The 23,812-nt window shown below is 67.2% G+C and carries 24 protein-coding genes; 9 read left to right on the top strand and 15 right to left on the bottom strand.

What is annotated here, in order from left to right:
• Positions 1-142 precede the first annotated feature (142 nt).
• From ON21_RS36700 to ON21_RS02645, 11 genes are all read right to left on the bottom strand, one after another.
• Positions 143-940 carry an Rv1363c family protein gene (locus tag ON21_RS36700; protein ID WP_051020230.1) on the bottom strand — a complete coding sequence of 266 codons (798 nt, stop codon included), beginning with the start codon at positions 938-940 and terminating at the stop codon, positions 143-145.
• Positions 937-2,361 (bottom strand): MCE family protein, encoded by a 1,425-nt coding sequence (locus ON21_RS02690; protein ID WP_039794919.1) that lies wholly within the window; start codon positions 2,359-2,361, stop codon positions 937-939. The genes ON21_RS36700 and ON21_RS02690 overlap by 4 nt, the downstream gene beginning before the upstream one ends.
• A complete protein-coding gene (locus ON21_RS02685) occupies positions 2,358-3,611 on the bottom strand; it encodes an MCE family protein (protein ID WP_039794918.1) in 1,254 nt (417 codons plus the stop codon). Before ON21_RS02685 ends, ON21_RS02690 begins: the two co-directional genes overlap by 4 nt.
• A complete protein-coding gene (locus ON21_RS02680; protein ID WP_039794917.1) occupies positions 3,608-4,888 on the bottom strand; it encodes an MCE family protein in 1,281 nt (426 codons plus the stop codon). Before ON21_RS02680 ends, ON21_RS02685 begins: the two co-directional genes overlap by 4 nt.
• A 61-nt stretch (positions 4,889-4,949) precedes the next feature.
• Positions 4,950-6,011 (bottom strand): MCE family protein, encoded by a 1,062-nt coding sequence (locus tag ON21_RS02675; RefSeq protein WP_039794914.1) that lies wholly within the window; start codon positions 6,009-6,011, stop codon positions 4,950-4,952.
• Positions 6,008-7,036 (bottom strand): MCE family protein, encoded by a 1,029-nt coding sequence (locus ON21_RS02670; protein ID WP_039794912.1) that lies wholly within the window; start codon positions 7,034-7,036, stop codon positions 6,008-6,010. The genes ON21_RS02675 and ON21_RS02670 overlap by 4 nt, the downstream gene beginning before the upstream one ends.
• Positions 7,033-8,247, bottom strand: a complete 1,215-nt coding sequence (locus ON21_RS02665) for an MCE family protein (protein ID WP_083880362.1) — start codon at positions 8,245-8,247, stop codon at positions 7,033-7,035. The genes ON21_RS02670 and ON21_RS02665 overlap by 4 nt, the downstream gene beginning before the upstream one ends.
• 5 nt (positions 8,248-8,252) lie before the next feature.
• A complete protein-coding gene (locus tag ON21_RS02660) occupies positions 8,253-9,104 on the bottom strand; it encodes an MlaE family ABC transporter permease (protein WP_039794910.1) in 852 nt (283 codons plus the stop codon).
• Between the two features lie 4 nt (positions 9,105-9,108).
• Positions 9,109-9,873, bottom strand: a complete 765-nt coding sequence (locus tag ON21_RS02655) for an MlaE family ABC transporter permease (protein WP_039794908.1) — start codon at positions 9,871-9,873, stop codon at positions 9,109-9,111.
• A 290-nt stretch (positions 9,874-10,163) separates the two neighbouring features.
• Positions 10,164-11,066, bottom strand: coding sequence for a 3-oxoacyl-ACP reductase (locus ON21_RS02650; RefSeq protein ID WP_039794906.1), 903 nt, complete (start codon positions 11,064-11,066; stop codon positions 10,164-10,166).
• A 43-nt stretch (positions 11,067-11,109) separates the two neighbouring features.
• Positions 11,110-11,298, bottom strand: coding sequence for a ferredoxin (locus ON21_RS02645; protein WP_039794905.1), 189 nt, complete (start codon positions 11,296-11,298; stop codon positions 11,110-11,112).
• A 156-nt stretch (positions 11,299-11,454) separates the two neighbouring features.
• On the opposite strand from ON21_RS02645, the gene ON21_RS02640 reads away from it, so the two are divergent.
• On the top strand, positions 11,455-12,648 hold the full coding sequence (locus ON21_RS02640; RefSeq protein WP_039794903.1) for an acyl-CoA dehydrogenase family protein: 1,194 nt from the start codon (positions 11,455-11,457) through the stop codon (positions 12,646-12,648).
• 21 nt (positions 12,649-12,669) lie between these two features.
• The gene (locus tag ON21_RS02635) at positions 12,670-13,764 is read left to right on the top strand and encodes an acyl-CoA dehydrogenase family protein (RefSeq protein ID WP_039794902.1); all 1,095 of its coding nucleotides are present in this window, start codon (positions 12,670-12,672) and stop codon (positions 13,762-13,764) included.
• Positions 13,765-13,886: 122 nt separating this feature from the next.
• Here the strand turns inward: ON21_RS02635 and ON21_RS02630 are convergent, their stop codons facing one another.
• Positions 13,887-14,474, bottom strand: a complete 588-nt coding sequence (locus ON21_RS02630) for a TetR/AcrR family transcriptional regulator (RefSeq protein WP_039794901.1) — start codon at positions 14,472-14,474, stop codon at positions 13,887-13,889.
• A gap of 101 nt (positions 14,475-14,575) precedes the next feature.
• Between ON21_RS02630 and ON21_RS02625 the strand changes: the two genes are divergently transcribed.
• Complete coding sequence (locus tag ON21_RS02625; protein ID WP_039794899.1) at positions 14,576-15,763, top strand: FAD-dependent monooxygenase; 1,188 nt, start codon at positions 14,576-14,578, stop codon at positions 15,761-15,763.
• Between the two features lie 66 nt (positions 15,764-15,829).
• On the opposite strand, the gene ON21_RS02620 is transcribed toward ON21_RS02625, so the two are convergent.
• A complete protein-coding gene (locus ON21_RS02620) occupies positions 15,830-17,479 on the bottom strand; it encodes an acyl-CoA synthetase (RefSeq protein ID WP_039794941.1) in 1,650 nt (549 codons plus the stop codon).
• 60 nt (positions 17,480-17,539) lie between these two features.
• Between ON21_RS02620 and ON21_RS02615 the strand changes: the two genes are divergently transcribed.
• Complete coding sequence (locus ON21_RS02615; RefSeq protein WP_039794897.1) at positions 17,540-18,322, top strand: crotonase/enoyl-CoA hydratase family protein; 783 nt, start codon at positions 17,540-17,542, stop codon at positions 18,320-18,322.
• 60 nt (positions 18,323-18,382) lie between these two features.
• Here ON21_RS02615 and ON21_RS02610 read toward each other — a convergent pair whose 3' ends face one another.
• The gene (locus tag ON21_RS02610) at positions 18,383-18,802 is read right to left on the bottom strand and encodes a VOC family protein (RefSeq protein WP_039794894.1); all 420 of its coding nucleotides are present in this window, start codon (positions 18,800-18,802) and stop codon (positions 18,383-18,385) included.
• Positions 18,803-18,985: 183 nt separating this feature from the next.
• On the opposite strand from ON21_RS02610, the gene ON21_RS02605 reads away from it, so the two are divergent.
• The 3 genes from ON21_RS02605 to ON21_RS02595 all read left to right on the top strand — a co-directional run bounded on the left by ON21_RS02605 (position 18,986) and on the right by ON21_RS02595 (position 21,186).
• Complete coding sequence (locus ON21_RS02605; protein WP_039794893.1) at positions 18,986-19,984, top strand: sigma-70 family RNA polymerase sigma factor; 999 nt, start codon at positions 18,986-18,988, stop codon at positions 19,982-19,984.
• Between the two features lie 309 nt (positions 19,985-20,293).
• Entirely contained in the window at positions 20,294-20,728 is a 435-nt protein-coding gene (locus ON21_RS02600; RefSeq protein ID WP_039794891.1) for a hypothetical protein, read from the top strand.
• The gene (locus tag ON21_RS02595) at positions 20,725-21,186 is read left to right on the top strand and encodes a hypothetical protein (RefSeq protein WP_039794890.1); all 462 of its coding nucleotides are present in this window, start codon (positions 20,725-20,727) and stop codon (positions 21,184-21,186) included. Before ON21_RS02600 ends, ON21_RS02595 begins: the two co-directional genes overlap by 4 nt.
• A 271-nt stretch (positions 21,187-21,457) precedes the next feature.
• Here the strand turns inward: ON21_RS02595 and ON21_RS02590 are convergent, their stop codons facing one another.
• Positions 21,458-21,802 carry a hypothetical protein gene (locus tag ON21_RS02590; RefSeq protein ID WP_157170689.1) on the bottom strand — a complete coding sequence of 115 codons (345 nt, stop codon included), beginning with the start codon at positions 21,800-21,802 and terminating at the stop codon, positions 21,458-21,460.
• Positions 21,803-21,994: 192 nt separating this feature from the next.
• Here ON21_RS02590 and ON21_RS02585 point away from each other — a divergent pair, with 192 nt between their 5' ends.
• Together ON21_RS02585 and ON21_RS36695 are read left to right on the top strand one after the other, a co-directional pair.
• Positions 21,995-23,374, top strand: a complete 1,380-nt coding sequence (locus ON21_RS02585; protein WP_039794888.1) for an NsdA family TPR-like regulatory protein — start codon at positions 21,995-21,997, stop codon at positions 23,372-23,374.
• Positions 23,374-23,673: an MTH1187 family thiamine-binding protein gene (locus ON21_RS36695; RefSeq protein WP_083880361.1), complete on the top strand. Its 300-nt coding sequence runs from the start codon at positions 23,374-23,376 to the stop codon at positions 23,671-23,673. The genes ON21_RS02585 and ON21_RS36695 overlap by 1 nt, the downstream gene beginning before the upstream one ends.
• The last annotated feature ends 139 nt before the right edge of the window (positions 23,674-23,812 follow it).

The following is a 23,812-nucleotide window of genomic DNA, read 5'->3' as shown; positions in this document are numbered from 1 at the left end:
GTGTCCTCTCCGGCATGAACGGGGCCCTCCGTGGTCACGCTGCGCTGCCGCCTCCGGGCCTGACCGTTCATGCCGTATCCGACTCCGGCATGAACGGGGCCCTCCGTGGTCACGCTGCGCTGCCGCCTCCGGGCCTGACCGTTCATGCCACGAACTCCACGTTGGAGACGGTCAGCCCCGAATCCCCGCGCGACACGGTGACCCGGAACCGGTAGTACCTGGTCTGCGGCTCGGCCTGACCCGCGTTGGTCAGCGTCTGCTTGGCGGCGACAAGTACGCGTCCGGAGCGATCGTCGTCGCTTTCCAGCGCGGCCTCGACGATCTCGCCGCTGGAAACCACTTTGGCCTGCTGCACGATGCTGGTGAAGGGGTCGACCCGGCCGTCGAACTCGGTCTTGAATTCGCCCGAGGCCAGCGCGAGGATCCGGTCGATGTCCTGCTTGGCCGTGTCGGCGCGGATGGTGGTCAGATTGACGATCGCCTGCTTGGCGGTGTCCACGTATTCGGCACGGCGCTCGTCGCGTTCGTGCGCCGCGTGCATCGCGAACACCGACACGACCGCACCGGCCACGAGAGCGACGACCAGCAGGGCCGCGGCGGCCGCGGCGAGAATGCGCGGGACCCCGCGCCGCTCGCTCTCGGCGGGCTCGGCCGGTGTCGCCTCGGAGGACTTCTCGGCGTCGGCTTTCGGGACGGAGACTTTCGGCGCGTCGGCGTTCGGCTCGTCCGTGGCCGGTTGCTGGTCGGTCGAGGCGGACGAGGCCTTCGGTTCGGCCGCGACCGAACTCGGCTCGCCGACGCCGACTTCGGGCGCGGGGGCGGAAGCGTTCGCAACCACGCTCTGCACGCCGCCACCGGTCGCGTTCTCCTCGACCGGCGGCCCGGCCGAGCGCACCGCACGCCGTCGGGTGCGGTGACCTTCTCCGTTGCTCTCACTCATTGTTGCTGCTCCTCGAGCATCGCCTGCCAGCTCGACGGTACCGTGCCCGAACCGCTCGGTCCGATATCGCCCTGTCGGTAGGTACGCCCGTCGGGGCCGATGTAGACGCCCGTCGCCGGGTCGTACGACCGCGCCGCGGCTGGTGTGCCGCCGCCGTAACTCGCCGGTGCGACGACCGGAGGTTCACCCGCGGGCGCCGCGGCGGGCGCCACCGGATGCGGCGGCCCGAACGGCGGATTGTCGCCGATCGGAACGTACCCCGTGCGGCACAGTTCCGGCGTCGGGGCGCGCACACCGGGCACCTCGGCGCACGGCGTGTTGCGGATGCCGCGCACCGCCTCCGGGGCGTCTTGCGGCACCTTGCAGTACAGGCCCGGCGGCGTGTCGGGGGTGTCGAGTTCGCTGGGCGAGCGCCGCTGGTCGGGCGGCAGGAAGCCGGTTGTGCACGCGGGCGGGTCGTTGACCAGCGCCATGAAGTCGACCAGCGCGCCGTATTCGAGTGGACCGCGGACGGCGGTCAGCAGCGCGGCGACCAGCGGCGGATAGACCACCAGGATCTGCTCCAGCCCCGCGTGATACGTGACGGCGACCTGACCGACACTGACCAGATTCGACAGCAGCAGCGGCAGCGTCGGGCGCAGGTCCTCGAACAGGTTGGTCACCCGCTGCATCGAGGACGGGCCGTCGCGCAGGATGCCGCGCAGCGCGGGGTCGTGCCCGCGCAGTTGGTCGGTGACCGCGGCGAGATCGGCCGTCCAGGAACGGATCGCGGCGTCGGAGTCGGTCTGGGTGTCCAGCAGCGGCCCGATCTTGTCGAGCAGTTGTTTCGTCGGTTCCGCGTTGGCCTGCGCTTCCTGCACCAGCAGCGATGCGGAGTCGATGAACCGTTGCAGGTCCGGTCCCGCGCCGTTGAACGCGAGGAACGCCTCGTCGATGACCTGTTTCAGCCGGGTGTCCGCGACACTCGACAGCAGCCGGTCGGCCTGGTCGAGCAGCGCGCCGACGTCTTGCGGCAGCTTGGTGCGCTCCACCGGGATGACGCTGCCGTCGCGCAGGTTTCCGCCCGTGCGGTTCTGCGCGGGCACCAGGTCCACGTATTGCTCGCCGACCGCGGAGACGCTGCGCACCCACGCGTCGACGTCGGAGGGGATCTTGTAGTCGCTGGCGATCGAGAGCTTCGCGTCCACGCCGACCGGCGTCAACCGGACTTCCTTCACCACACCGACGTTCGTGCCGCGATAGGCGACGTTGGCCGTCGGGTAGAGGCCACCGGTCGCGGCCAGCTTCACGGTGACCTCGTAGCGCCCGATGCCGAACATCGCGGGCAGTTTGACGTAGGTGCCGCCCATGACGACCAGGCCGATCACCGTCAGCACGGAGAAGATGATCAGCTGGGTACGGACGAACCGGGTGAGCTTCACTGTCCCGGACCCCCTTGCGGCGCGGTGTTGCCCGGCATGGGCACGGTCAACCCGGGAATGGCGGGAATGCCCGGGATCGGCGGGAGTCCCGGGATGGTCGGGGCGGGCTGGCTCGCCGCGGGCGGCGGCGCCTGCAACGGACCCGTGGCCGGGTCGCCGTTCTGTGCGGCCGTGCCCGGCGCGAAGCTACCCAGCGCGCCTTCCACGCCGCCGAACCGCCCGCCCAGCGGGGTTCCGGTGAGGAAGTTCGAATCCAGCCGCTTGCCGGTGATGTCCACGGTCATGAACAGATTGAGGTAGTCACCCTTGATCGCGTGGTCCAGGTTCTTCATCGGGAACGGGAAGGTGGCCAGGATCTTCAGCGCTTCGGTCAGGTCGCTCCCGGTGTCCGACAGCGACTTCAGCACCGGCACGAGGCTGCGCAGGTTGGCCTTCAGGTCCTCGCCGCTGGCCGCGACGATGCGCCGCACGACGTCGCTCAGCTCGCCCAGCGCGGTGATCGCCCTGGTGATGTTCGCGCGGCGATCGGCAAGCACGGTCAACGCCGGATGGATCTGCTCGATGGCGGTCGCTACCACGTCGCGCTGCTCGGCGAGCTGACCGCCGAGGCGGTCCAGCCCGCTCATCGCGGCGATGATGTCGCCGGTCTGGCGGTCCAGGTTCGTGGTCAACTCGTTCAGCTGCGGCAGCAGGTCCCTGATGGCTTCCTCCCGCCCGGTGAGCGCGGCGTTGAGCTCGTGGGTGATGGTTTCCAACTGCGCGACGCCACCGCCGTTGAGCACCACCGACAGCGAGGACAGCACCTGCTCGGTGGTCGGATACGTTCCCGCACGCGCCAGCGGGATGACGTCACCCGCCTTCAGCTGGCCTTCGGGAGGCTGATCCGTCGGCTCGGCGAGCTCGAGATGGTTGGAGCCGAGCAAACTGGTCTGCCCGATCTTGGCGACGGCGTTCGCGGGCAGGTGCACGTCCGGGTTCAACGTGACGGTGACCAGTGCGTGCCAGTCCTCCACCTCGATCTTCGAGACGGTGCCGACCGCCACGTCGTGCACCCGCACCGGTGAATTCCGGGTCAGCGTGGTGACGTTGGGCATCTGGATACGCACCTCGTAGGAGCCGGGCCCGGTGCCCTCGGTGCCTGGCATCGGCAGCGAATTCAATCCGTCCCACTGACAGCCGGTGACGCCGAGCGCCACCGCCAGCCCCGCCGCGACGACGGCGGTGCGGCGCATCCGCCGCGTCGGCATCATCGCCCTCCTCCTGTCAGGCCGGGAATGGCCAGTCCGGCGAGACCGTCCGGGATGCTCACCGGAGCGGGCTGCGGCTGCGCCGAATTCTGGCTCGCCACCCGCCCGGCCAGACTGGGATCGGAGTACACGAGCTGGTCTGGGAACGCGGTCACGCCGCTGGCCGGGTTCGCCATGATCGGCACATAGTTCATGCTCAGGCTGTTGATCACGGGCGCCAGGTACTGCGCGCACAGGTCGGCGCTGCGATCGGAGTCGTTGGTCTCCAGCGCGCGCACCGAGCCGCACAGGAAGCCGAGCGGGTCTGCCGGGTTGTTCAGCGCGATCGCGCCGGTCAGGGTGCCTTGGGCCGGTTTGTAGATCTGGTAGAAGTTCACCAGCGCGGTCGGGCCGGAGTGCAGTACGCGTTCCAGTTCCGGCCGCTTGTCGACCAGTACCTGGGTGGCGTCGGCCAGCCGCTGCACGCCCTCGGTGAGTTCGGCGCCGCTGCCGTCGATGAACCGGCGCACATCGACGATCGCCGCGTCCAGGTTGTCCAGTCCGGCGCCGAGATCCGAGGAGACCCCGGCCAGCACCGAGGACACCGACGCGAGTCTGCCCTCGAACTGCACGATCTGGTCGTTGCTCGCCGACAGCACCTCGACGAACTTCTGCAAGTTGCGCACGGTGCCGAACAGGTCGGTGCGTCCGTCCGACAGCGTGCTCAAGGTGGCCGACAGCTCACGCAGGGTGTCGCGGAACCGCTGCCCGTTGCCGTCGAGGTTGTTCGCGGCGGTGTCGACGAAGCGGCCGAACGACCCCTGTTTGTCGTCACCGACCGGGCCGAGCGCGGTGGCCAGCTTGGACAGTTCGGCCTTGATGTCGTCCCACTCGACCGGCACCGCGGTGTGCTCGATCGGGATCACGCCGTTGTCCTTCAGCTTCGGGCCGCCGGTGTAGGCGGGGGCGATCTGGATGAAGCGCGCCGAGACAAGCGAAGGCGAGATGATCACCGCCTTCGGGTCGGCGGGGACATCGACCCCGCGATCCAGGGTCATGGTCACCTTGACCCGGTCCGCGCCGGGCTCGATCGCGTCGATGCGGCCGACCTTGACGCCGAGCACCCGCACGTCGTCGCCCGCGTACAGGCCGGACGTGGAGGGGAAATAGGCGGTGACCCTGGTGGTCCCGATCCGGGTTATGCCGTTCCACGCGACCGCGACCACGAGCGCCGCGACGACCACTCCGGCCAGCACCAGCGCCCAGCGGGGCAGTCTTCGTACGGCGTTCAGCGCGCTCATCCGTCCACCTCGCTGAGGGTCGGCTCCGGCAAGACCGCGCAGGCGGCCGTGTTGCGCTCACTCATCGCGGCGGCTCCTGTGTCGCGGGAACGATCGACGGGGCTGGCGTGAGATAGCTCTGCAAGTCGTTCGGCAGGTGCTGCGGCCACACCAGCGCGTCCACCAGCGGTTGCAACGTCTTGCTCGCGGCGTTGATCACGTACGCCTGGAAGTAGGGGCCGCTGCCGACCTGCTCACCCAGGGCCGCGGCGAACGGTCCGAGCCCGTCCAGCGCGTCGGCGAGGTTCTGCTTGTTGCGCTGCAACAGCGCCAGCACGGAATTCAATTTGTCGAGCGCCGGTTTGAGCTGTGCCTCGTTGTCGGCGACCAGGCCGGACAGCTGCTGGGCGAGTCCGTTGACGTACACGATCAGTTGCCCGAGCGCGGTGCGCCGCCGGTCCAGCTCGCCGAGCAACTCGTTGCCGTCCAGCAGCAGTGCATTGATCTGATTGCCGCGGTCGGCGAGGATCTTCGTCACGTTCTGCGCCCGCTTCAGCAGATCCGTCAGCGCCTGGTCGCGCGCGTTGATGCTGCGGGAGAGCGCGGTGACGCCGTCCAGCGCCGAACGCAGCGGCGCTGGCGTGTCGGCGAAGGTCGCCGAGAGCGCGTCGAGGGTCTGGTCGACGCGGTCCAGATCGAGGTCGTGCACCGTGCCGGCCAGATCGCTCAGCGCCTCGTTGAGCGAATACGGCGAGGTGGTGCGCTCGAGCGGAATGGTGTCGTCGGCGCGCAGCGCGCCGCTGCCCGAGGGCGTGATCTCCAGTGACTTGCGCCCGAGCACCGTGTTCGTCTTGATCGCCGCCGACGTCTTCTCGCCGAGCACGATCGACTCGGCGAGGGTGAACCGGACGAGCACTTTCGCGCCGTCCAGGCTGACGTCTTCCACCCGACCGGATCGAACGCCCGCCACCTGCACCTGGTCGCCGGGCAGCAGGCCGCCCGCGTCGGCGAAGTAGGCGGTGAACGTCGCGCCGGAGCGGATGAACGGCAGCCGGTCGAACTGCAAGGCCGACAGCGCCACCGCCACCGCGAGCACGAGGCCGACGATGCCGATGGTGATGGCGGGTGATCGCTGCTCTTTCATCGGTTGTCCGCACACCTTCCGGTCGTCTGCGCCCCGGGCATGTTGACCTTCATCGTCTGGCCGTTCGGGCCGTCCACCAGGAAGTTCGTCGAGCAGACGTAGAGCTGGAGGAAGGAGCCGTAGGAGCCGATGCGGATCAGCTGGCGATAGGTCTCCGGCAGCCGGTCCAGCACCCACTGCACCGTGTCCGACCCGGCGTCGAGGTTCGTGGCCAGGCGTCCGGTCTGCTCGATCGTGCCGTGCAGATCGGGGCGGGCCTGGGAGAGCAGATCGGTCAGATCGCCGGTGGCGCCGGCGATGCGCGGGATCGCGTCGCCGATCTGGTCCCTGTCGGCGGCCAATCCGCTGATCAGGCGCTGCAATTCGGCGATCGTGGTGGCGAACTGGTCGCCGCGCTCATCGACGGTCCGCAGTACCGTGTTGAGATTGTCGATCACGCTGCCGATCAGCGCGTCCCGGTCGGCTAGGGTCTTGGCGAACGAGCCGCCGCTGTTGAGCAGGGACACCAGCGTGCCGCCCTGGCCCTGGAAGATCTGCAGCAGCGCGTTGGTGAGGTCGTTGACCTGGCCCGGGTCGAGGCCGCGCAGCAGCGGCCGGAAACCGCCGAGCAGCATGTCCAGATCGAGGGCGGGTGCGGTCTGTTCCTTGACGATGGTGCCGCCGGGCTGCAAGACGCGGTTGGAGCCAGGTCCCTCCGACAGCTCGAGATAACGGTCACCGACCAGGTTCTCGTATTTGATCGCCGCACGGGTGCTGGTGAGCAGCCGGTATTTGCGATCGACGTCGAACTCGACGTGCGCGAGATAGTCCTTGCCGACTTTCACCGACGTGACCGAGCCGACCGGCACGCCCGCGATGCGCACCTTCGCACCCGGCAGCATGCCGGACGAACTGGTGAACACGGCGTGGTAACCGTTCTCCCGCGCGAAGCGCATCTGACTGAACACGACCGCCAGGCCGGCGAAGATCAGCGTCATCACCAGGGTGAAGATGGCCAGTTTGACGGTGGTCGCGGTGTTCTTCACGGGCGCGGCACCCCCGGTAGTCCGGCGAACAGAAGCTGGAAGACCTTCGGCGGGTTGACCGTCAGCATCGTCGACGGTGTGTACACATGCCCCTCCGAGGTGTCGGTGACGACATAGTTCGAGTGGCTCCCCGGCACCCGATCCAGGATGCCCCCGCACTGCGGGCCGCCGGTCGCGTTGACCTTGGGCAGATCCTCCGGGTAGGTGTACGGCTTCGCGCCGTACATGAAGCCGGTGTTCAGCGCGACACCTTCCTGCAGGCCGCCGAAGACCGCCTCACCCAGCGGCAGCGCCTTGCCCAGGCCGCCGATCAGGCAGTACAGCGCGGGCGCGTACTCGTCGAGCAAACCGGTGGTCGGGCGCAGCAGATCGAGCGCCGTGCCGAGCTGGTTCTCGTTGTCGCGCAGGACCGATCCGGTCGTGTCGGCCAAGCCGGTGACGTTCACCAGCAGGTTGTCCAGGCTGTCCTGCTCCTGGGCGAGGGTCTTGCTGGTGACCGTGAAGTTGTCCACGGTGCGCAGCAGGTCGTTCACCGTGTCCGCGTAGAGGTCGGTGACCTCGCCGGTCTTGGCCAGATCCTGTTGCAGCGTGGGCAGATACGGGTTGATGTCGCGCAGGTAGGCGTCGCTCTGCTCGAGCAGTGCGCCCAGCTTCTCCCCGCGGCCTTGCAGCGCGGTGCCCAGCGCCGACAGCGTCGCGTTCAGCTTCTCCGGCTCGATCTTGGCCAGCACGTCGGACAGGTGCTGGAACAGCGTGTTGAACTCGACGGTCACCCGCTGCGCGGTGACGACCGCGCCCGGTTGCAACGAAGTGTGCGCGGGTTGCTGCGGGACGGTGAAGTTGACGTATTTCGCGCCGAACACCGTGGTGGACCTGATGTCGACGTCGGCGTTGGACGGCACCAGCTTCAGCAGTTCCGGATCGACGGCCAGCTTCAGCCTGGCTCCCTCGTCGGTGTGGTCGACCGAGGCCACCCGACCGATCTCCACCCCGCGGACCTTCACCTTGGCGTCCGGGTCCAGCACCAAGCCGCTGCGCGGCGCGTCCACCGTCACGGTGGCCGTCGGCGTGAACCCGCCGACGAACATGATCAGCGCGACCGTCACGATCGCGACCAGCGCCAGCACCATCGCCGCCCCGGCCAGTTTCAGGCCGAGCCCGCCGCGCAGCGCCCGCACCAGGCGGCTTTCCGTTTGCTTCGATTCCGCCATGTCGCTTATCCGGAGAGATGGAAGTTGCCGGAGGTGCCGTAGATGGCCAGCGAGATCAGCAGGGTGACCGTGACCACCGCGACCAGCGAGGCGCGCACCGCGTTGCCCACCGCGACGCCGACCCCGACCGGCCCGCCCGCGGCGTTGTAGCCGTAGTAGGTGTGGATCAACATGACCGCCAAGGCCATGAAGATCGCCTGGGCGAAGGACCAGAGGATGTCGCTCGGGATGAGGAACGTGGAGAAGTAGTGGTCGTAGACGCCCGCCGACTGGCCGTAGATCACCACGGTGGCGAACCGGCTGGCCAGGAACGAGGCGATCACCGCGAGCGCGTAGAGCGGGACGATCGCGATCATCCCGGCCAGCACGCGGGTGCCGACCAGGTAGGGCACCGGACGGATCGCCATCGACTCCAGCGCGTCGATCTCCTCGGCGACCCGCATCGCGCCCAGTTGCGCGGTCGAACCGGCCCCGATGGTGGCCGCCAGGCCGATGCCGGAGATCACCGGCGCCGCGATCCTGACATTGATGAACGCCGCGAAGAAGCCGGTCAGCGCCTCGACGCCGATATTGCCCAGCGAGCTGTAGCCCTGCACGGCGATGGTGCCGCCCGCGAACAGCGTCAGGAACCCGACGATCACCACCGTGCCGCCGATCACCGCCAGCGCGCCGGAACCCATGCTGATCTCGGCGATCAACCGGATGGTCTCGGTGCGGTAGTGCAGCAGAGCCCGCGGAACGGAACCGAGCGCCTGGGCATAGAACACGGCATGCTTGCCCACCGAATCGAGCGAATCCGACATCCGGCGCACCCGTCGAACGGTACGGGGAAAGCGGGATTCGATTACGAAGGCCATCGGATCACCGCGCCGTGAACTTGATGCCGACGGCGGTGACCACCACGTTCACGACGAACAGGGCCATAAAAGCGAAGACTACGGTCTGATTCACCGCATCACCGACACTCTTGGGTCCACCTTTGACATTCAGGCCCAGATAGCAGGCGACCAGTCCGGCGATCAGCCCGAACAATCCGGCTTTCACCTCCGAAATGATCAACTCGGGCAGATGGGTGAGCAGCGTGATGCCATTGACGAACGCGCCGGGGTTCACGTCCTGCAGATACACCGAGAACAGGAATCCGCCGACGATGCCGATGGTGCACACCAGGCTGTTGAGCAACAGCGCGACGAACATCGAGGCGAGCACCCGTGGCACCACCAAGCGGTGCACCGGATTGATGCCCAGCACCCGCATCGCGTCGATTTCCTCGCGGATGGTGCGTGCGCCCAGGTCGGCGCAGATCGCGGTCGCGCCGGCCCCGGCGACGATGAGCACGGTGACGATCGGCCCCACCTGGGTGACCGCGCCGAACGCCGCACCCGCTCCGCTGAGGTCGGCCGCGCCGATCTCCCGCAGCAGAATGTTCAGCGTGAAGCTCACCAGAACGGTGAACGGAATGGCCACCAGCAATGTCGGCACGATCGATACCCGCGCGATGAACCACGACTGATCGATGAACTCTCGCCATTGAAAGGGTCTGCGCACGCTGGCGCGTGCGACATCGGCGGTGAGTTCGAAGAATCCGCCGACAGCCCGCAACGGCACGGCAAGGACCTCGTTCATCCGCGATCCTCCTTGCTCACCGGCGTACACAGCACACGGCGCGAATGTCACCGTGGCCGCACCGCCGGAACGATTAGAACATGTTCACCGTGTTGCCGGTAGCACTTTTCCCACATTTGAAGTGCAATTTTTCGAAAAATCGGCATATAAATTTGTAACCGGTGTCAGCGAGTGATGATCCCACCTTTGTGAGGTAGGACATAACCCGTCCCTATGTCTACCAAGCACCGATCACATGATCAACAGTTGGACAGCTGATCAGTAGCGCACCCGCGGCGTGCCGCCGCCGCTCACCCCAGCTCGGTCAGCGAAGACGCCGAGAAGGTCCGCCCATCGGGGCGATCGGCGAAGTAGCCGCCCAGCGTGTCGGCCAGATCTTGCGGCGACCACTCCCCCGCGGCCGCGTCGAACCGGCGCTCGACGACGGGCGCCGCCATCAGCGCGACCATCCCCCCATAGACGACGAACAGTTGCCCGTTGACCGCGTCGGCCGCGGGCGAAGCCAGATAGGCCACGAGCCGGGCCACGTAATCGGGCGACAGCGGATCGGGCTCCCCCTCCGGGGCGGGGCTGAACACCGCCTCGGTCATCGCCGTCCGCGCGCGCGGCGCGATGGCGTTCGCTCGCACGCCGTAGCGCGACAGCGCCCGCGCGGCCGACAAGGTCAGCGCGGTGATGCCCGCCTTCGCGGCGCCGTAGTTGGCCTGCCCCTCCGGGCCGAGCAACCCGGCCTCCGACGAGGTGTTGATCAGCCTGCCGTACACCGGCGCGCCCGCCTGCTTCGACTTGCCGCGCCAGTAGGCGGCGGCGTTGCGCGACAGCAGGAAATGACCGCGCAGGTGCACCGCGAGCACCGCGTCGAAGTCCTCGTCGGACATGTTGAACAGCATCCGGTCGCGGGTGATGCCCGCGTTGTTGACCACGATGTCGACCGAACCGAAGGACTCCTCGGCGGTGCGGATCAGCGCGTCGGCGGTGGCGCGCTCGGCGATGCTGCCCGCGACGAACTCCGCCTTGGCGCCGAGCGCCCGGATCGCGCCGAGCGTCTCGGCGACCACGTCGGACTCGGCGAGATCGTTGACCACCACGGACGCGCCCGCCCCGGCCAGCGCGAGCGCCTCTGCCCGCCCAAGTCCGGCGCCGCCGCCGGTCACGATCGCTACTCGGCCCGCCAGGCTCAGATCATTGCTCACGCGGCCGACTCTAGAACGTGTTCCAACTTACGGCAAGGGTGCTTCACTGCAACCGCAGCGCCGCCTTGGGGCACTGCGCGACAGCATCCTGGACATCGGCGAGCCGATCGGAGGGCACGTCGGCGTCCTGGATGTGCAGCACGTCCTCGTCATCGAGTTCGAACACGTCGGGGGCGATTCCGACGCATATTCCATTAGCTTCGCACTGGTCTGGATCGACACTGATCTTCATGGCAACTCCTTTACCACCACTCTGGCCGAAGCCTAACAAGCCGATCCGCTCCACCGGGGCGTCATCGGGGGGATTCAGTATCAATACTGGAACATGTTTCAGTCCATATGCAATGATCGGGGGAACCCGATCCGAACGAAGGCATGAGGTATCGCCATGCGCATTGCGTACACGCCGCAACAGGAGCAGCTGCGCGCGGAACTGCGCGACTACTTCGCGCGGCTCATCACCCCCGAGCGCCGGGAGGCCCTGAGCGCGCAGACCGGCGAGTACGGGCAGGGCAACGTCTACCGCGAGGTGGTCCAGCAGATGGGCCACGACGGCTGGCTGGCGCTGGGCTGGCCGAAGGAGTACGGCGGCCAGGATCGCCCGACCATGGACCAGCTGATCTTCACCGACGAGGCCGCGATCGCGGGCGCGCCGGTGCCGTTCCTGACCATCAACTCGGTGGCGCCCACGATCATGCACTACGGCAGCGAGGAGCAGAAGAAGTTCTTCCTGCCCAAGATCGCGGCCGGTGAACTGCACTTCTCCATCGGCTACTCGGAGCCGGGCGCGGGCACCGACCTGGCCGGCCTGCGCACCACCGCGGTGCGCGACGGCGACGACTACGTGATCAACGGCCAGAAGATGTGGACCAGCCTGATCGCCTACGCCGACTACGTTTGGCTGGCCGTGCGCACCGATCCGACGGCCAAGAAGCACAAGGGCATCAGCATGCTCATCGTGCCGACCACGGCCGAGGGCTTCTCCTGGACGCCCGTGCACACCATGGCGGGGCCGGACACCAGCGCCACCTACTACCAGGACGTGCGGGTCCCCGCGAGCGCGCTGGTCGGCCAGGAGAACGGCGGCTGGGCGCTGATCACCAACCAGCTCAACCACGAACGCGTCGCGCTCACCTCGGCCGCGCCGCTCGCGCTGGCCCTACGCCAGACCGTCGAGTGGGCGAGCAACACCAAGGCCGGCGACGGCTCCCGCGTGATCGATCGCGAATGGGTGCAGCTCAACCTGGCCAGAGTGCACGCCAAGGTCGAGTACCTCAAGCTGCTGAACTGGGAGATCGCCAGCCGGGCCGACGCGGGCGGCGACGCCGCTCCGCGCCCCTGGGACGCTTCGGCCTGCAAGGTGTACGGCACCGAACTGGCCACCGAGGCGTACCGGTTGCTCATGGAGGTACTCGGCCCGCAGGCCTACCTGCGCCAGGACTCCCCCGGCGCACAACTGCGCGGCCGCCTGGAGCGGATGCACCGTGCCGCGCTCATCCTGACCTTCGGCGGCGGCACCAACGAGGTGCAGCGCGACATCATCGCCATGACCGCCCTCAAGCAGCCTGCCGCGGCGCGCTGATCGAAAGCAGGGAGAACTTCCATGGATTTCACCCCCACCGAAGCCCAACTGGATCTCGGCCGGCTGACCGGCGAGGTGTGCGGCAAGCTGGTCACCGCCGACCGGCTGCGTGAACTCGACAGGGCCGATGAGCGGTTCGATCAGCAGCTGTGGAGCTCGCTGGCCGAGACCGGCGTGCTCGCGGCCGCGCTGCCCGAGTCGGCCGGCGGCAGCGACCTCGGCGCGCTCGAGCAGACCACGATCCTGCGGGAACTGGGCAAGCACCTCGCGGCCGTGCCGTACCTGTGGTCGATCGCGCTCGGCGCGGCCGCGCTGGCGCGATTCGGTTCCGCGGCGCAACAGGAGCTGGCCACACGGGCGGCCGCGGGCAGCGTCATCCTGACGGTGGCGCTGGCCGAGGAGCGCAACTGGGAACCCGCCGCGCCGACCACGACCGCCGTCGAGACCGCCGACGGCTGGCGGCTGACCGGGGCCAAGACCACCGTGCCCTTCGCGAATCGAGCCGAGCGGATTCTGGTGCCCGCCACGGCGTCCGGAACCACCGCGGTGTTCCTGGTCGATCCCGCGGCGGCGACCGTGACCGCGCAGCAGGTGGTCGACCGCAGCCCGGAGTTCGCGGTCGAACTCACCGATACCCCTGCCGAACTCGTCGGCACGGTGGCCGGCGGCGCGGAGATCCTGGACTGGATTCTCACCCGCGCCTGGCTCGGCCTGAGCGCCACGCAGCTCGGCACCCTGGAACGGGCGCTCGAGCTGGTCGCCGAATACGCCAGGGAGCGCGAGCAGTTCGGCAAGGCGGTCGGCAGCTTCCAGGCCGTGGCCCAGCGGCTCGCCGACGCCTACATCGACGTGCAGGGCCTGCGCCTGGCGGTGACCCAGGCGGCCTGGCTGCTGTCGGAGGACCTGCCCGCCGCCGAAGCGGTGCACACCGCCAAGTTCTGGGCCGCCGACGCGGGCCACCGCGTCGCGCACACCGTCGTCCACGTGCACGGCGGCGTCGGCATCGACCGCGACCACATCGTGCACAACTACTTCACCGCCGCCAAACACAACGAGTTCGCCCTCGGCGCGAGCACCGACCACCTCCGCGCCCTCGGCGCGCTGCTGGCCGGCTGAGAACGGCACGGCAGACCGATCGGCCCGCACGACAGCACGTCGTGCGGGCCGATTTCGTTATGTCGCGGAGCAGCAGGGATCGTCGGCCATCATTCGACCGTACAGCCCCGTACCAGCTGATTTCACTCAGTCGGGACGGACGTCAGGTAGCGCTGGAGGGTGGGTGCCACCTCCGCGATGATCTGGTCGCGGGTCAGGGCTACGACCGGGGGCAGGCACAGGACATAGCGGCACAGGGCGAGGCCGAGCATCTGCGTGACGATCAGACCTCCCCTGCGTGGAGCGTCGGCGGGATCGCCGAAACGCAGGACGGCGGGCAGTATCTGCTGGGTGAAGACGGCGCGGACGCGTTCGGCCACGGCCTCGTCGGTGATCGACGAGCGCAGCAGCGTCAGCAGCACCTCCCTGTTCGGCTGCTCTTCCCAGATTTCGAAGAAGCGGCGCACCAACTGCTCGCCCAGGGTGTCCGGGTCCGCGGAGCCGAGGTCGGGCAGATCGAGACGGACGTCGACCGCCGCCGCGAAGAGGCCGTCTTTGCTGCCGAAGTACCGCATGACCATGGACGGGTCGATGTCCGCGTCCGCGGCGATGGCGCGGATGGTCGCCTTGCGGAAACCTTCGGCGGCGAATCGGGCACGGGCCGCTTCCAGAATCGCCGCACGCGTCGCGTCCGAACGTCGAGCGGGGGCTTGATCAGGTTCTACGATCATGCCAACAAGTGTAGGCCAACAACTGTTGACTTCCTAGTGCGGGCCGCGCTACGGTTATGTCAACAAACGTTGGCCTACAAACGTTGACCTGAGGAGTTCCGATGAACGCCACCCCGAACCCACTGCCCGCCACCACCTCCGTCGTGATCGTCGGCGCGGGTCCCGCCGGACTCACCGCCGCCATCACCCTGGCCGACGCGGGGGTGGATTTCCTCCTGCTGGACCGGCTGAGCGAAGGCGCGAACACCTCGCGCGCCGCGGTCGTGCACGCCAGGACGCTGGAAGTGCTCGAGCAGCTCGGCATCGCGGACGAACTGGTCGCGACCGGCGACATCGTCGCGCGCTTCACCGTCCACGACGGCGGGCGCACGCTGGCGACCATCGGGTTCGACGGGCTGCCGACCCGCTACCCCTACACCTTGATGACTCCGCAGGACACCACCGAGGCGGTACTGCTGAAGCGACTGCGGCAAGCGGGCGGGGAGGTGCAGCGCCCGTACCAGGTCACCCGGGTGGCCGAGGAGAACGACGGCGTCACGGTCGAATACACCGACGAGGCGGGCGCGCCGGGCAGCATTCGCGCGGACTACGTCATCGGAACCGACGGCATGCACAGCATCGTCCGCGAGCAGGCCGGCATCGGATTCACCGGCGCCACCTACCCGGAATCCTTCGTCCTCGCCGACGTGCGGATGGACTGGCCGATCGCGCGCGACGAAGTGGCCCTGCACCTTTCACCGGAAGGCGTCATGGTGGTCGCGCCGCTGCCCGATGAGAAGGAACCGAATCGCTTCCGCGTGGTCGCCACCCTGGAAACGGCGCCCGAGCACTCGACCGCGGAGGACATCCAGAAGCTTCTGGACGCCCGCGGCCCCGGCGGCACGGTGCGCGTGCACGAAGTGCTGTGGAGCTCGCGCTTCCGCGTGCACCACCGCGTCGCCGACCACTACCGCAGCGGCCGCATCCTGCTCGCGGGCGACGCCGCCCACGTGCACAGCCCGGCGGGAGGCCAGGGCATGAACACCGGCATCCAGGACGCAGCCACCCTCGGCCCGCTCCTGGCCCGCGTGCTCGCGGGCGAGCCGGACACTCTCCTGAACGACTACGAAACCACCCGCCGCCCCGTCGCCCTCGGCGTCGTCTCGTTCACCGACCGCATGACCAAGATGGCGACCCTGCGCGCACGCCCCGCCCGCACCCTGCGCAACCTGACCCTCACCACCCTGGCCCGCATCCCCGCCTTCCGCCACCGCCTCGCCTACCAACTGGCCGAACTGGCCAATCGCTGACTCGGCAAAGAGCACAACGTGGTCGGCCACCGTCGAGAGGACGGTGGCCGACCACGTTGTGCACCGCTACTTCGCGCTCGCCACCGCGTTGTCGTCGGCGGGACGGGACCGGGTCTGTTCCTTGGCCCAGCGGTAGTCGGGTTTGCCCGCCGGGGAGCGCTTGATCTCGTCGACGAACCACAAGCTGCGGGGCAGTTTGTACGGCGCGATCTCCTGGGTGAGCATGGGGCGCAGCTCCTCGAGGGTGGGGCGGGACTCGCCGCGGCATTGCACCACCGCGACCACCCGCTGACCCCAGCGCTCGTCGTCGATGCCGACCACGAGCGCGTCGAAGATCTCCGGGTGCGTCTTGAGCGCGCCCTCGACCTCCTCGGGGTAGATCTTCTCGCCACCGCTGTTGATGCTGACCGAGCCGCGGCCGAGCATGGTGACCGTGCCGTCCTCCTCGACGCGAGCGAAGTCGCCGGGGATGGCGTAGCGAATGCCGTTGAACTCCTTGAAAGTCGCCGCGGTCTTCGCCTCGTCCTTGTAGTAGCCGAGCGGGATGTGCCCGCGCCTGGCCAGGATGCCGACCACGCCGGAGCCGGGCTGCACCGGATTGCCTTCTTCGTCGAGCACATCGGTGGAGGCGTCGATCTTCACGCGCGGCCCTCCGGTGTGCGTCGCGCCCTTGGCGACGATGGCGATGCCGCCGAAACCGGTCTCCGAGGAGCCGATCGAGTCGGAGATCATCCGGTTGGGCAGCAGTTCCAGGAACTGGTCCTTGAGTGCGGGCGAGAACAGCGCCGCGCTGCTGGCCATCACGTACAGACTCGAAAGATCGTAGGGCTGTCCGGTTTCCGGGTTGCCCTCGATCAGCGCGTCGAGCATCGGGCGCGCCATCGCGTCACCGGTGATGAAGATCAGGTTGATCTTGTGCTTGTCGATGGCCTGCCACACGCCGTGCCCGGAGAACTCGGGAAGCATCACCGCTTTGCCGCCGCCGAACAGGCTGTGGAACGTGGCCCACTGCGCCCCGCCGTGGATCATCGGCGGGATCGGGAACCGCACCATCGGCGGGCTGCCCGCGCCCACCTTGGCCAGTTCCCACTCGTCCTGGACATATTCGCCGGTGATGAAGTTGATGCCTGCGCCGAGCACGCGCCACACGTCCTCCTGGCGCCACATCACGCCCTTGGGCATGCCGGTGGTGCCGCCGGTGTAGACCATGTACAGGTCGTCCGGGGAGCGTTCGCCGAAGTCGCGTTCGCCCGAGGACTGCGCGATCACCGCCTCGTATTCCACCGAATCCGCTGCGGTGGCGATCGTGCCGGTCGTATCGTCGTCCACGACGATGACGGTGCGCAGCTGCGGGGTTTTCGGACGAACGGCGGCGACCCGGTCGCTGTAGCGCCGCTCGTGGATCAGCGCGACCATGTCCGAGTTGTCGAAGATGTACTGCAACTCGTTCTCGACATAACGGAAGTTCACGTTGATCATCACGGCCCGCGCCTTGAAGATCGCGACCATGGCCTCGACGGCCTCGATCGTGTTGCGTGAGTAGATCCCCACCTTGTCGCCCGGCTGGACTCCCTGTTCTTGCAGGTAGTGAGCGAGTTTGTTGGCCCGCTCCTCCAACTGGGCGTAGGTGACCTCGCGGCCGTCGTCGGCCAGCGCGACGCGGTCGGGCATCAGGTCGATGGCATGTTCGACAAGGTCCGCTATGTTGTAGCTCACAACCATAAAAATAGAACGTGTTACTGTTTCTGACAAGGCTCGAAGTCAGGAGAATCAGCGATGCCGCACTGCCTCGTCGAGAAGCGCGACCACGTCCTCATCGTCACCATGAACCGGCCCGAGGCGCGCAATGCGCTGTCGGGCGAAATGATGGCGATCATGAAAGACGCCTGGAACCAGGTGGACGACGATCCGGACATCCGGGTCGCGATCCTGACCGGCGCGGGCGGCGCGTTCTGCGCGGGCGCCGATCTCAAGGGCATGACCTCCGAGCACCCCGGCGACACCATCGACGGCGGCGGCTGGAATCCGGCCAAGCTGGAGGCGCTACTCAAAGGCCGCAGGCTGACCAAGCCGCTGATCGCGGCGGTCGAGGGCCCCGCCATCGCGGGCGGCACCGAGATCCTCCAGGGCACCGACATCCGCGTGGCCGGGGAGAGCGCGAAATTCGGCGTCTCCGAAGCGCGCTGGGGCCTGTTCCCGCTGGGCGGCTCGGCGGTGCGGCTGGTCCGCCAGATCCCCTACACCGTCGCCGCCGAAATCCTGCTCACCGGACGGCACCTCACCGCCGCCGAGGCCAAGGAGATCGGCCTGATCGGGCACGTGGTGCCGGACGGAACGGCGCTGGACAAAGCGCTGGAGATCGCAGCGCAGATCGCCGCCAACGGCCCGCTCGCGGTGCAGGCGATCCTGCGCACCATCCGCGAGACGGAGGCCATGCCGGAAGAGGACGCCTTCCAGATCGACGCCAAGCTCGGCATGTCGGTATTCCGCTCGGCCGATGCCAAGGAAGGGCCGCGCGCGTTCGCGGAGAAGCGCAAGCCCTCTTTCACTGGAAACTGAGTTTCCACCCGAGCCCAACGCCCCCGATGCGCAGGCATCGGGGGCGACCCCTCGCCGAGCTCAGTTCGCGCCCGGGTAATCCATCCAGAACGGCTCCCACTGGTGACCATCCGGGTCGATGAAGGTGCGGCCGTGCATGCCCACCTGCGCCTCCTGCGCCCGCTTGTCCTCGTTCACCTCTTCGGTCGCGCCCGCGGCCAGCGCGGCCTCGGTCAGGCTGTCGACCTCCTCGGCGCTGCCCAGCGCGAGCGCGTACGCGGCGTTGATCGCCGCCTTCGTGTCCGCCACCGGGCGCTTGCTGAACGTGGTGAAGAAATCCCTGGTGAGCAGCATCAGGCAGATGTTGTCGTCCACCACGATGCAGGCGGCGTTGTCGTCGGTGAACTCCTGGTTGACCTTCCAGCCCAGCGCCTCGTAGAACGCCATCGACCGGTGCAGATCCGCGACCGGGAGATTGACGAAGATCATCTTGCTGCTCATGGCCTCTTCCTCTCGAGCATGTCCGTTCGTGTCACTGGTTAGGACGGGCCGCGAATGATGAACTCATCGCCGCGGCGACCGTGACAGGTTCCACAGCCCATACAGGTTTAATGATCTTGATCGGCGCCGCTCTCGAGTTCGCGGGCCTGTTTCGTGTCGGTGGCCTGTGGCAGGGTGACACCCATGAACGACTCGCCAGGCGCCCCCGCCGGCCTCGCTCCCGAACTGCTCGCCGCGTTCGAGACCCATCGCAGGGAGCTGTGCGCGTACGCCTACCGCATGCTCGGCTCGTCCTTCGAAGCGGAGGACGCGGTACAGGAGACCCTGACCCGGGCGTGGAAGTCCTACGACTCCTTCGAGGGTCGCGCCAGTCTCCGCTCCTGGCTGTACAAGATCACCACCAATGTCTGCCTGGACATGCTCGACGGTCCGCAGCGCCGCGCCCGGCCGATGGACCTGTCCGGCCCGTCGCGGCCGGATTCGCCGTTGCCCGCGCCGCAGCCGGATTACGTCTGGATCGAGCCGATCCCGAACGCGCTCGCCTTCGGCGCCGATCCGGCCGACCACGCCAGCGCCAAGGACACGCTGCGCCTGGCCTTCGTCGCCGCCTGCCAGCACTTGCCCGCCACCCAGCGCGCGATCCTGATCATGCGCGAGGTGCTGCGTTTCTCCGCCAACGAGACCGCCGAGGCGCTCACCATGTCGCCCGCGTCGGTCAACAGCGCACTGCAACGAGCGCGCGCCACCATGTCCAAGGTCCAGCCCGCGGCCACCGACACCTACGACGAGACCGACGAGGACCAGCGCGTACTCGTGGACAATTTCGTCAAGGCGTTCGAGGCCTACGACATGGACACGCTCACCACTCTGCTGAAAGCGGATGTGGCCCTGTCCATGCCGCCGATCGAGCTGTGGATCTCCGGTCCGGAGAACGTGGCCGCGTTCATGCTCGGCCACGGAAGCGCCTGCCGCGATTCGCGACTGGTCCGGCTGGAAGGCGCGAACGGCCTGCCCGCCTTCGGCCACTACAAGCCGAGCGGCGAGCCGGGCGTGTGGGTCCCGTGGTCGATCACGGTGCTGGAACTCGACGGCGACACCATCGCCGGACTGAACTTCTTCCTCGACACCGAGAAGTTGTTCCCGCTGTTCGGCCTCGCGCCTGAACTGCGCGAAAGCGTCTGACCCGAACGCGCGAATGCGCCCTCCGTGGCATAGGAAGCTTCGGTCCCCCCAACACTTGCCATTCCCCCGGTGACAAGCCAGCGCCCGCCGCAAACAAGCGGCCAGCGAACGACACAGTGAGGCTGTAACGCACAATGCCGTGCACGCGCTGCGGCTGATCATGCCTGGCGTCGTCGCGCGGGAACATCTGGTCTACCTCGCCGCCAAGGGCACGGGAGCGCTCGCGCCCGGCAGCGGCCCCATACAACCAGCTCACCGCCACATGGACATAACCACTCGCGCTGACGCATCCGATCAGGGACCATTGCCATGGGGATGCAAGACCAAACCTATTACCGCACAGGGGGAATCGTGCACACTACAACCCTCGCTGTCGCCGCCGCGTTTGCCGCACTCGCTGTCGGCGCCGCCCCGGCCCACGCCAGCGCGGAGAAACAAGACGGCCCGGTCAGCCTCACAGTGATCGGCGAGGGTCTGGTTGTCGGCAAGACCGTCACCACCTACGCCAGCCCCGGAGGTGAAGGCCAAGTGCAGGCGTACTACATCGTGGTGAGCCCGGACGGTAAAGCCAAAAGAATCAACTCCGAAGTAACCCAGCCGGGGGCGAAAGGCTCCGGTGTCTACCGTGACAGCTACGGCCCGACCGGAGGATTCCTCGATGGCACGCGAATCTGTGCTGGCTGGTGGGACCCCACCGGACGGGTCTCGATCTCCGGCTACCCGTGTGTGACAATCCATAAATGACCCTCCGCGATCAAGGTTGGGAGCCGGTCACGCCGGTTGGTTCCCGCGGTGAATTCACATGGCGCGTCTGGTGCGACGCACGACGGCCACCGGAAGCCGATCTCATGGGCTGGCCGGAGGATGCAGATTTCCTGGCGACCTTCGTGGAAGTCGCGAACGGCGAGGGCCGCCTGGATTCCGGCGGCATCGGTGGTGTTCGCGAGCCCGGCGAGCAACTGCGGTACTGCATCGGCGGTCGTGACGGTTTCCCTGAAATCGTTGCCGTCCGGGTGGCGCAGGATCGGCCGGGCATCGTGGTCGAGACGACGCGGCGGTCCATCGAAATCGATGCCGCTGAGCTCGGCGAACCACACTACGGAATGCGATTTTTCGCGATGCCGCTCGATGACCAGGAGCGTCTCGTCGCCGTCGCCAGTGGCGACATGCGGCAGGAACATAACGCGCTGTCGGCCCGCTAACCCGACTCGCGAACCACGAAACCCCCGGACCGAGAAGGTCCGGGGGTTTCGTCGTTGCAGACCCGATAACCCTGCTTGCGTGGGGGAGCCTGAACTGCGGCTACTCCAACGGTCCCGGTGCCGTGCGCTGTGATCGCCGGTGTGATCCACGTCGAGGTGCATCTCTGCGCCCCGACCGAAGTTGACGCTGTGGGGGGCGGTGGCCCCTCCCGCACGCCGACCGGTGAGCGTCGGAGGACGCGAACTGCGTGCGAGATGCTCAAAGCGCTGCTCAGTGCATGCGTGGCGAGTCCGGATACAGACGCGCGGTATCCGGCACCATCCGTCCGGCGTCGATCAAGGTTTGCCGTGCGGCTGCCTTCCGGGGGCAGCCATCGGCGCGGCATCCGCGATGGCGCTGCATCGTTGCGTGCGCTTCGGGCACGCTCAGCGGGTGCTCTGGTGCCTCATGCGGCCAGCCTGTCGGCCATAGGCCCATGTCGGCGGATTCGGCGGCCTGGGCGGCGCGGATACGGTCATGTCGCCGTTCGGCTCGCCACTCGGCCTGTACGCGATCGATGATCGCCTGCGGCGATGTCTCGTCCGGTTCGGCTTCCCTCCACCAGTTGAACCCCACCACTTCACCCCTGTCTGTCGGCTTTTGCTGGTGAGCACCCGACGCCGGGGAGTCGATGTAGGCACCGCATCAACCCGGCGGCGGGGCTGGTCATCAGCGTGGCGTCACCCTTGACGTTGTTGCAGTCACACGGTGCATACGGAGCGCTTACGCTTCCTATACGCGAACAACAGACACGGAGGGGCGTACGCGATGTTCGTGGTGACCCGTTGGACCGGCTTGGAAGTCCGAGCGTTGCGCCGGGTAGCTCTGCGAGTCAGTCAGTCTCGGTTCGCCGAGATGACTGGTTTCTCCGAAGCGGTTGTAAGCAAGTGGGAAAGACGTGGCGAGACGATCACTCTGTCTGGTGACTTCGCCGCTGCCATGGACATCATGCTGAAGCGACTGGACGATGACCAGTCGGCACGGTTCCAGGCCGAACTGGCTGTTTCGGTGCGGCCGATTGCACCCAGCGAAGGTCCGGAAGATCGTCCTATCATCGCGGCCGAAGGCAGTAGCGATCTTCGCATACCTGACGCGGAAGCTGAGGACGACGTGAACCGCAATGAATTCCTACGCGGATTGTTGGCTCTCCCCGCCGCTACCCTTGCGAACGATCTCATTACGGTGGCCAGCGCTCCTATGGAGCCATCCGCCCCGGCCAAGGTGGGGATGGATCACGTCGACCAGGTTCGGGCGTGGGCGGGACTGTTCCGTGCAGCGGACGATGCGGGACTGCGGGTGGGTGACGCCATGACCACCCAACTACGGACAGCAGTCTTATTCCTCCGCGCCGACATGCCATCACACGTTCGCACCGCGATGCAATCGGCGGTCGGAACGTTCTTCAGGGTCGTCGGATGGGCCTATTTCGATCGCGGGCAGCACGATCCGGCCAGAGCTCACTTTCATATGGGTTGGCAATGCGCGGAACAGGCTGGTGAATGGTGGCTACGCGCCGCAATCCTGACCTGCATGGCGCGTCAGGCAGTATTCCTCGGCAATGCCGACGATGCACTCACCATGCTCGGCCTTGCCTCGGTGCGGTCCGATCGTATTTCGCTGCTGCGCCGCGCAGATATTGCCGCAGTGCAGGCCCGCGCCTTCGGCAAGCTAGGCAACGATATCGAATGCATTCGAGCTGTACGCCAAGCCGAGCAGCTCTTTGCGGAGGCCGCCGGGCAAGAACACCCCGATACGGAGTACGAAGGCTTCAAAGGCTATTACAACGAGCAACTGATGAATAGTGACGCCACACATGGATTATTCGAGCTCGCATATCAGCGAAACATCCGGATAGCCAACACGGTTGAACGTCTCCACGCCGCGTTGAAGCTGTCGGACGACCACGCTCGCTCGCGGCAATTGAACACCGCGCGCCTTGCTGCGCTGCAGCTCCGACACGGAGACTTGGACGAGGGGGTCGCCCTGGGAACCACAGCCGTCCAAGGCGCTTTGGGCACAACGTCGGCGCGAGTGCTGAACGAGCTGGCAAAGATCTATCAGGTGACGGGCGAAGACCGCATCAGGAATGCATCAGGCGTGCCCGAATTACGGCGGGGCATTTTAGATATTCTAACAAAGGAGTCATAGTGATCATCGCCTTCTCGGTAACACCGGTTGGAGTAGGCGAAAGCGTCGGTGCCGCAGTGGCCGAAGCGGTGCGTATTATACGCGCCAGCGGATTGCCGAATGAGACGAACGCCCTGTTCACAACCATCGAAGGTGAATGGGATGAGGTAATGGCGGTGATCAAGCAAGCGGTAGATGCCGTAATGGAAGTCGCGCCACGATGCAGCATCGTTCTCAAGGGCGATGTCCGACCTGGATCAACAAACGCGATCACATCGAAAGTCGAATCGGTGGAGCGTCATTTGAGGCAACCTCGTTAGCCGCGCATCCGTGGGCTACGGTCCCCGGTTTCGATCTTCGACACCACCGACTCATGCCAACCGCGAGAGAGGAAAGCTGACGGCCGGACAGCCCGGCATCACGACGAAGCCCCCGGAGAGTTGCCCCAAGGGCTTGTCG

The organism is Nocardia araoensis NBRC 100135, from assembly GCF_000308435.1.
Taxonomy (GTDB): domain Bacteria; phylum Actinomycetota; class Actinomycetes; order Mycobacteriales; family Mycobacteriaceae; genus Nocardia; species Nocardia araoensis.
This window is presented reverse-complemented; position numbering and strand designations above follow the sequence as displayed.